The 8,114-nt window shown below is 65.0% G+C and carries 9 protein-coding genes; 8 read left to right on the forward strand and 1 reads right to left on the reverse strand.

Going from position 1 to position 8,114, the window contains the following annotated elements:
- The first annotated feature begins 120 nt into the window (after positions 1–120).
- From ACODSK_RS31735 to ACODSK_RS31770, 8 genes are read left to right on the forward strand one after another with little or no spacing between them, the layout of a single operon-like run.
- Complete coding sequence (locus tag ACODSK_RS31735; protein ID WP_489021985.1) at positions 121–843, forward strand: helix-turn-helix domain-containing protein; 723 nt, start codon at positions 121–123, stop codon at positions 841–843.
- A gap of 11 nt (positions 844–854) precedes the next feature.
- Positions 855–1,664, forward strand: a complete 810-nt coding sequence (locus ACODSK_RS31740) for a hypothetical protein (RefSeq protein ID WP_489021986.1) — start codon at positions 855–857, stop codon at positions 1,662–1,664.
- Positions 1,665–1,695: 31 nt separating this feature from the next.
- Complete coding sequence (locus tag ACODSK_RS31745; protein ID WP_489021987.1) at positions 1,696–1,839, forward strand: hypothetical protein; 144 nt, start codon at positions 1,696–1,698, stop codon at positions 1,837–1,839.
- A gap of 28 nt (positions 1,840–1,867) precedes the next feature.
- Positions 1,868–3,097, forward strand: a complete 1,230-nt coding sequence (locus ACODSK_RS31750) for a hypothetical protein (protein WP_489021989.1) — start codon at positions 1,868–1,870, stop codon at positions 3,095–3,097.
- A gap of 55 nt (positions 3,098–3,152) precedes the next feature.
- Positions 3,153–4,196 carry a radical SAM protein gene (locus ACODSK_RS31755; protein WP_489021991.1) on the forward strand — a complete coding sequence of 348 codons (1,044 nt, stop codon included), beginning with the start codon at positions 3,153–3,155 and terminating at the stop codon, positions 4,194–4,196.
- Entirely contained in the window at positions 4,193–5,035 is an 843-nt protein-coding gene (locus ACODSK_RS31760; protein WP_489021993.1) for a histidinol-phosphatase, read from the forward strand. The genes ACODSK_RS31755 and ACODSK_RS31760 overlap by 4 nt, the downstream gene beginning before the upstream one ends.
- The gene (locus ACODSK_RS31765; protein WP_489021994.1) at positions 5,032–6,165 is read left to right on the forward strand and encodes a hypothetical protein; all 1,134 of its coding nucleotides are present in this window, start codon (positions 5,032–5,034) and stop codon (positions 6,163–6,165) included. Before ACODSK_RS31760 ends, ACODSK_RS31765 begins: the two co-directional genes overlap by 4 nt.
- Positions 6,156–6,938: a glycosyltransferase family 32 protein gene (locus ACODSK_RS31770; protein WP_489021995.1), complete on the forward strand. Its 783-nt coding sequence runs from the start codon at positions 6,156–6,158 to the stop codon at positions 6,936–6,938. The genes ACODSK_RS31765 and ACODSK_RS31770 overlap by 10 nt, the downstream gene beginning before the upstream one ends.
- Here the strand turns inward: ACODSK_RS31770 and ACODSK_RS31775 are convergent.
- The gene (locus ACODSK_RS31775) at positions 6,822–7,991 is read right to left on the reverse strand and encodes a glycosyltransferase family 9 protein (RefSeq protein WP_489021997.1); all 1,170 of its coding nucleotides are present in this window, start codon (positions 7,989–7,991) and stop codon (positions 6,822–6,824) included. The genes ACODSK_RS31770 and ACODSK_RS31775 overlap by 117 nt on opposite strands.
- Positions 7,992–8,114: the final 123 nt, after the last annotated feature.

Consider the following 8,114-nt stretch of genomic DNA (forward strand, 5'->3'; position numbering starts at 1 on the left):
CTGATAGAGATGTGTAGATACCCATGCTCATCGCTGGCAAGCCAGCTCCCACAGGTTCTGTGTCAGTCTGGGCCCTGCGATGAAATCAGTGGAGCGTGGTCACTCCATGGACCCAATGCCATGGAGCAACAACACTCCATAAACCCCTTCGCATCACCCCCCTCCATGGATAAAGTGCCACCATCTAATGGCGAGATGATGGCGATGAATATCCACAGCTCACAACACCCACCCGTTTCCCTGGGCCAGGCGTTCAGCCGCAACCTGTCCGCCGTGCTCGCAGTAGCCGGGGCGCAGCGCGAGACGGAAACCGATCCCGAGGCGCCGGGGGCTTTTTCTTCGGTGCAGATGCAGCGCGCGACCGGGATTGCCCGGAGCACATTGCGGGCCTTGAAGAACCCACCGGCAGGCAGCGATGCCAACCCCGACCTCCGCACCCTGGAACGACTGGCCGATGCGCTCGGCGTGCCGCCGGCATTCCTGCTGATGCGTCCACAGGACTGGCTGCTGCTGGCCAATGCCATCAGCAACAGCCGCGATTACCGGATCGCCGCAGACAAGCTGGAGGAAGAGGAACGCCTGCAAGCGAACAATCCGGTGGAAAAGGTCCTGCGCGAATGCAAGGTCCACCCGGACCTGCGCCCGCGCTTCCTCGGCGCTTCCCCCGAAGTGGCCCGGGCCAATGCCCGCGATGAATGGCGCAGGCGTGCCTGCCTCAAGCTCGATGCGCTGATGCTGCACGGCATCGCCAAGGCGGATCCACGTAAGTGGCTGACTGCGATCGCCGGTGCGCTGGTGAGCCTGACCACCCCACACGACCCTTCCTGCAACGAACGAAACTGAGGAGTTCCGCGATGCCGATCATTCACGATCCCGATCTTGCGGATGTCTTGATGAGTGCCAGCACCGACGATATCGGCTTGCTGATCGATGTGATCACCGACAGCGGCAAGGGCAGGATCTCCCTGTCTTCGTCGGTCTGCCGACAACTGACGGCGGCCAAGGAGCGCGGTGCCGACGAAACGGCGCGGGCCATCCTTGCCGAGGAGCTGACCCGTTTCGGCGGCAACTCGCTGGTCAACCTGTTCCGCGGTGGCAGCGGTGTGGCGTACCGCGAGCTGCTGAGCGACGTGGCCAGCCATGTCGGCGCCGAGGTCAAGGCGAAGACCGCCTGCGCCGAAATGGAAATGGCGATCATCGCCAAGGTCTTCACCCAGTCCCTGGAGAAGATGAGCGATGCCGACCGCAGCACCCTGTTCGAGTCCCTCGGCGGAATGAAATACCGCCCCGGCATGGCGCCGGCGGCACTGGCGGCCTGGCTGGCCTCGCTGGGCAGCTCCGGGCTGGCCTCCTACAACCTGGCGGCGCTGGTGGCCAGCGCGACCATGACCAGCCTGCTCGGGCGCGGCGTGATGCTGGCCGGTTCCAGCACCCTGGGCCGTGGCCTGGCGGTACTGGCCGGGCCGCTGGGCTGGGCGATCACCGGGATCTGGACCGCCTTCGACCTGGCCAGCCCGGCCTATCGGGTGACCGTGCCCTGCGTGATCCAGATCGGCCATATGCGCCAGAAGATGCTGCTCGACTCCGCCTGCCCCGGCTGCCATGCGCCGGTCGCCGCCGGGGCCAACTTCTGTGGCAAGTGCGGTACGCGCCTGGGCGCTTGATGCCCGTCATCGATTTGCAAGGAGCCTGCTTATGAACCCGGTGATTTCCCCCCTCGAATTTCTTTTGACCAACGTGATCTGCTTCGCCGCCGGCGCGGCAACGGTGGTGGCGCTGAATCTTGCGGCGAAAGCCGTGCATGCCAGCGGCAAGCGCGCCGCTCGGGCCGCAGCCTGAGACCACGGACAGAAAAGGAGCGACAACCGTGTACAACAATCATCACGCCCAGCGCCTGGTGTCCCTCAAGCGTGAGGTCGACCAGACCGCTTCGAACATCCAGCATCTGCAAGCCGATATCGACTGGTTCGACGGCTTCGATAACGAAAGCAGCCATTCCCGGCTGGTTCAGGTGCAGCGCGATGGCCATCAGGTCCGCGAGCAACTGGCCCAGGTCGAAGCCAGCCTGCGCAGCGCTCGGGCAGAGCTGAACCAGGCCCAGGGCATCGCGGTCGCGGGCTGGTCGCCGCTGCACTGGTTCTCCAGCGAGCGCAGCGTGGCCAAGCGCCAGGTCGAAACCGTGGAACAACGCCTGCAAACCTTTCTGCTGCGGCAGAAAAACCTGGCCGCCGGGCTGAGCGAGAACGAGCGCCTGGAACTGCGCCTGCTCACCGATGTGCAGCGCTACCGCGACTTCGATTCGCTACAAGCCAAGGCCACCATCGCGCAGATGAACGAGGCACTGAACCGCTTGCACGCCGTAACCGAAGAAACTCGCCAGGCCAGCGAGCACTGGGAATCGGTGGCGGGTGAGGTGTTCCGTTACTGGAAGGCGTGCTGCGCCCAATTGCAGGCGCTGGAGCAGGATATCGTCGATGCGGAGTGCTTCCTCGACCAGTTGAACACTGCAGCGAGCACCTACGACAAGAAGATGGTTCACATCGAATGCGAAAAGCGCTTCGGTGCCGGACAGGGCAGCCCCGACCGGGTCATCCGCGAGCGCCAGGGCCAGCAGCGCAAGCTGGCGCGGGACGAGGAAAAGCTCAAGCGCCGCCTGCGCGACATCGTGCGCGTGCTGGACAACGAGATCCGTCACCTGGTGGTGGACGGCAACAACCTCTGCTACTTCAACGAGGAGGGTGGCAAACGGCGTTTTATCGGGCTGACCGCGCTCAAGGCGCTGGTGCCGCACCTGGCGCTGAACTACGCCGTGACCCTGGTCTTCGACCCCGGTATCCGTGGCCAGCTGGACCTTACCGACAGCGCACTGCAGGGCCTGTTCCCGCAGGCCCGGGTAATGGTCATGCCGCGCATGGTCGGTGCCGACCATCCAGTGCTGGCCGCCGCCCAGTTCGATGCCGAGACCTACGTGATCAGCAATGACCATTACGGCGACTACCCGGACATGGCCGTGGTCCGTGACGAGCGGGTGCTGCATGCGTTGCTGCACCGCGACTCGGTGCAGATCCCGCAATTGCAGGTTCTGCTGCGCTACTGAACTTCCTGTCATCCACGCCTGCGCCCCGGCGCAGGCCGCAACGAGTCAAGCCAAGATGGATCTGCAAGGACACCTGCTGTACATCGACATCACCCAGATCTGCGGGATCGGCTGCGCCTTCTGCATGTACGCCGACAAGCACAAGTCGGGCATGAGCATGGAACTGTCGACCCTGGCCCGGGACAACCTGGCGGCGCTGATCAACGCGCCCGACGTGAAACGAATCTCCATCAGCGGCGAGGGCGAGCCGCTGAACAATGCCCGGGTATTCCACGAAATCCTCGGCTTGTCCGAGGGGGGCAAGGCGTTCGAGTTCATCACCAGCGGCTTCTTCCCCCACGACAAGATGGCGGCGTTCTACGACACCACCAACCGCATCGTGGTCGGCAACGGCGACACCTGCAATATCCGCCTGAGTTCGGACAGCCACCATATCGAGCAGGTCAAATGGCGTGCCCACGGCTTCAGCCTCGACTACCTGCAACGCCAGCGTCCGGCCGGGCTGAGCTTCTCGTTCCGCTCCATCGACACCGACCGCGACTTCACCCGTGGCTATCTGATCGAGGAACTGGCGCGCTGGGGCCTGGACGCCCGGGTCGAAACGCGGAGCGAGCTGGAGGATGCCTTGCTGGTCGGCGAGCAGCGCTTCGGCATCGACTACAAGAACCTGGTCCACCCCGCCGCCGATACGCCGCCGGGCTACCTCGACCTGCACGGCTATATCGAGGCCATCGAAGCCAAGGTCAACAAGCGCTTCACCCTCGGCAGCCTCAACCCGGCGCCCCAGGCCAACGGCATGGACCTGACGGTGAAGCCCAATGGCGATGTCTACCTGTACGGCATCGAGCACCAGCGCCTGGGCAATATCCATTTCGACCGGATTCGCTGGGAACACCTGGCTGCCCACGTGCGCGAGACGCCGCTGGTGCGCGCGCTGTACAGCCAGCCGCTGAAGGAGCTGCTGGCTCGCCTGGAGGGGCTTGACCTGGTGCAGGGGATCCTGCGCAAGGCCAACAACCCCTACTGGCTGGTCAAGGAACTGGCCGTTCACGATGGCCTGCTGGAGCGGATGATGCTGGAACGGATGGAGCCGGCATGATCGATTCCCATAGCCATACATTCTATTCCAAGCATGCCGTGGGCACGGTGGACGAACTGGTGCGCGCCTCGATTGCCGCCGGGGTGACGATCCTCACCATCACCGACCACGCGCCGTTCCCGGTGGACCGCGACAATCGCTTGCTGGACGCCGAACTGGAGCGCTATTTCGCCGATATCGAGCAGGCGCGCCAGGCCTATCAAGGGCAGATCCGCATCCTGCGCGGCCTGGAGTTCGACCATATGCCCGGCGCGCAGGCCTGGAACCGCGAGCTGCAGGCGCGTTTCGAGCTGGATTTCGCCATCGGCTCGATTCACTACGTCGAATTACCGGGTGAGCCCATGGCCAAGGTCTGGGAACTGTCGCGCCTGGCCAGCCCGGCGTTTCTCGACCGCTACTTCGCGCACCTGGAAGAGCTGCTGAGCTGCGGCCTGTTCGACGCCGTCGGGCATGCCGACACCCTGTTGCGCGGGGTTACCGAAGACGAACTGCTGCGCCGCATGGAGCCGCTGCTGCCGCTGTTCGCCCGGCATGGCGTGGCCTACGAACTGAATGCCTCGGGCCTGCGCAAATCGACACTGCTACCCGGCGCGGAGCGCGAGGTCCAGGGCGTCTGGAACTACCCGTCGCGGACCTTGCTGCCGCAACTGATCGCCCATGGCGCGGCGTTCACCATCGGTTCCGATGCCCATGACCCGCGGGATGCCGGTGCCGGTATCCGGCCGCTGGTGGAGGCGCTGCGCCCGTTGGGCCTGGAGCACATCAGTTATTACCAGGCGCGGCAGCGTTTCGACCTGCCCCTGGACTATTTCAGCCCCGCTACAAGGATTGCTCCGTGAACGACCTGGCAAATGACTGGACGGCCTTCAACCAGGCTTCGCCCAGAGAAAAACTGGCGCGCTACGAAGAAGCGCTGCTGTGGCCCAGTGCCCATGATGTCAACGGCGGCCTGCGGGCGTTCGCCAGCAACTTGCTGGCCGATGGCCTGATCGACATGGACGGCTACGTCGCGGTGTTTGGCGGCCATGCTCTGAATTGCCTGGCCCCCGACGGCGAAGGCGGCTTCCGCCATATGGCCAGCGGTGCGGATGCGGCGCCGCTGACCGCCATCTACAGCCGGGCCAAATACGGCAGTCGGGAGGATATCCATTACCTGGCCGACCGGGTGATCGACTACCTGGCGGATCAGCTGGACGATGCCGATTCGCACTGGTCGCGGCTGTTCCGGGGGGCGCTGGAGCGGGACGAGAACGTGGTGCTGATGACCACCGGCTGGCGCAATGTGCCGTCCACGGCCAATGTGCTGTACGACCGGGTGGTGGAGGAGATCAACCTCAAGCTGGCCCATCAGGGCCTGCCGACCATCATCAACGTCAAGCTGCCGCGCATCGCCCCGCCGTGCGAGAACTACGCCAGCCTGAGCACCGAGGAGCGCGAGCGGGTCAACCTGGTGCAGGACCATGTGATCCCGGCGGAGAACTTCTATCGCTGGAGTGGGGTGCATGTGATCTTCGGCGACGATGTGCTGGTCACCGGATCGACTGCCGACAAGGTCCTGCGCGAGTCGCTGCTGGCCGGGGCAAGGTCGTTCCAGGCGCTGTACCCGGTGGCCATCGATCCGCGCTTCGCCTTGGGCGACGCCACGGTCGAAGAGCGCCTGAACATGCAGGTCATCAGCCAGCGGCTCGACGACAACCTGGCGCAGCTGCTGGGCGATGCCGACTACCAGCCGATCCTGCGCACCCTGCGTTTGCTGTTCTCGGCCAGCAATTACCGGGATCTGCCGGACTTTCTGCCGAGGGTGCCGCTGGGCAACTGGCTTCGCCTGTACAAGGCGGCGCTGGGCAACGAGTTCCTGCGCCAGGACGAATGCCGGCCATCGTTGCTGCTGTTGCGGGATTACCTGGCCGAGGCCGGCGCACTGGACGGTCGTGGCATGGCCAGACGGGAGTCGGCGCTGTGCCGGTGAACTACGTCAGCTACTGGGAAACCGCCGCCGGGCAGCGCATGCCACCCTGGATCGCCCTGGCCCTGGTGTCGCTGCGGCGTGCCCTGGGCGATCGCTTTACCTTGCTCGGCCGCGACGACCTGGTGGCGGTCATCGATCCGGCCATCCTCGACAAGGCCTGGGGCTTCGAACCCCTGGGCTTTTCCATGGACAAGGGCATCGAAGCGATCGTGGCGAAGAGCGACTTCATTCGCATGGCCTACGTGCATCAGCATGGCGGCGCCTGGATCGATGCCGACAGCCTGTTGCTGGGCGATCCGACCGCGGTGCTGTTTCCCCGGGGGCTTGAGCGGCGGCTGCACTGGCACAGCGAATGCCTGTTCGCCGCCTTGCCGGGCAATCCGCTGCTGGCCGAGGCCCTGGCCAGTGGCCTGGCGCGGGATGCCCATGCCTGGGGCAATCCCGGCGGGATCAAGGACATCGTCGCCCGCCAGCCCGAGGGCATCTTGCCGATTGCGTCGGACCTGTTCGATCCCGGTTACCGGCCGCTGTACAACTTCGCCGGATGCGAGGTGATGCGCCGCACGGACATTGCGGTGGGTGATTTCCTGCAGCGCAAGGTTAGCCTGCTCAAGCTCTACAACACCTGGTTCAAGCGCACCGCGCTGCGTGAAGAGTCACTGGCGGAGTTTCTCGCGGGGGGCACCTTGCTGGCCCGGTTGTTCCTGCATATCGAGGCGGATCGCGGGTATTGGCTGGGGGAGGGCGAGGCACTGATCGAGCGCTGCGGGTAAGGAACTCCTTAGCAGCATCGACAATTTTGCGAGCACCTCACGCTCGGCGAAGGCATCCATGTTCTTCTCGCCCGTGCGCCGGTAATGCCCGGCGTCCTGCTGGCTGAACACCACATGGGTAAGCGGCGAGGCGGGTGGCAACCAGGGATTGCCCGCCGCGCCGGATGCCGGGTAGATCGCCACCAGCGGCACCTCCAGCCCCACCGCCATGTGCACGATGGCCGTGTCCACGCTGATTACTGCCAGGGCCTGGTGCATCGCCCCGGCAACCCGGCGTGGGGAATCCAGTTCGACCATCGCCCGGACCTGTTCGCGGGCGATGGCGGTTTGCAGTTGTAGCGTCTCGGCCCGGGTCGCGGGGCTGCACAGGATACCGATGGGATGCTGCGGCCAGGCATCGGCCAGTGCCTGGCACAGCGCCACGGTCTTGGTGAAGCCCAGACTTTTGTCGGTTCGGCTGGCGTAGGGATTGAACAGTATCCGCGTCCCTCCGATGTCAGGCAGGGGGTCGGACAGCGGCACGATGAAACGTTGATCGATGCGCTGCGCGCCGAGATCGGCCAGCACCCTGGCGAAGCGCTCGGCCACTGGCAGGTGGGCCGTAGCGACGCCCAGCTTGCGGTTGACGCAGCGCAGCGGGTCGTCCAGCGAATAGACCAGCCGGGGTTGCAGCCAGCGGATAAAGAGCATTTCCGCAGGCTGGATGCGCCCGACCAGGTGCACCAGTGCATCGACCTGGCCCAGCTCTCGGGCCAGTCGGAGCAATTGGCCAAGGGAGGGATTGGTGCTCACCTCGATGACCCGCTCGACCGCAAAATCGACCCGGTGCAGCTCGGCCAGTTCGGCGACCGTCAGCACCGTGACCCGGGCGCCGAGCTTGCGCGCTTCACGAAAGAAGAACGAGGAAACGATGGCATCGCCGAGCTTGGCATCCCAGCGCGGGACCACGATATGCAGGGGCCGGCCCGGTTCGCGCCGGGGCGGAGGACGGTCGACCAGGGCACGCAGGAGCAGTCGGGCGAGGGTTTTGCGGGTGTTGGGGGAAAACGGCATCGGCGGGACTTCGTGGCAACCAGCCGCGATGGTAGGGACTGGCCTTGGCGATTGATAGCCCTTATTGACCTGGCAGGGACTTGTGGGAGCGGGTTTACCCGCGATTGCAATGGTGAGCTCACT

This window comes from Pseudomonas sp. FG98, assembly GCF_057808595.1.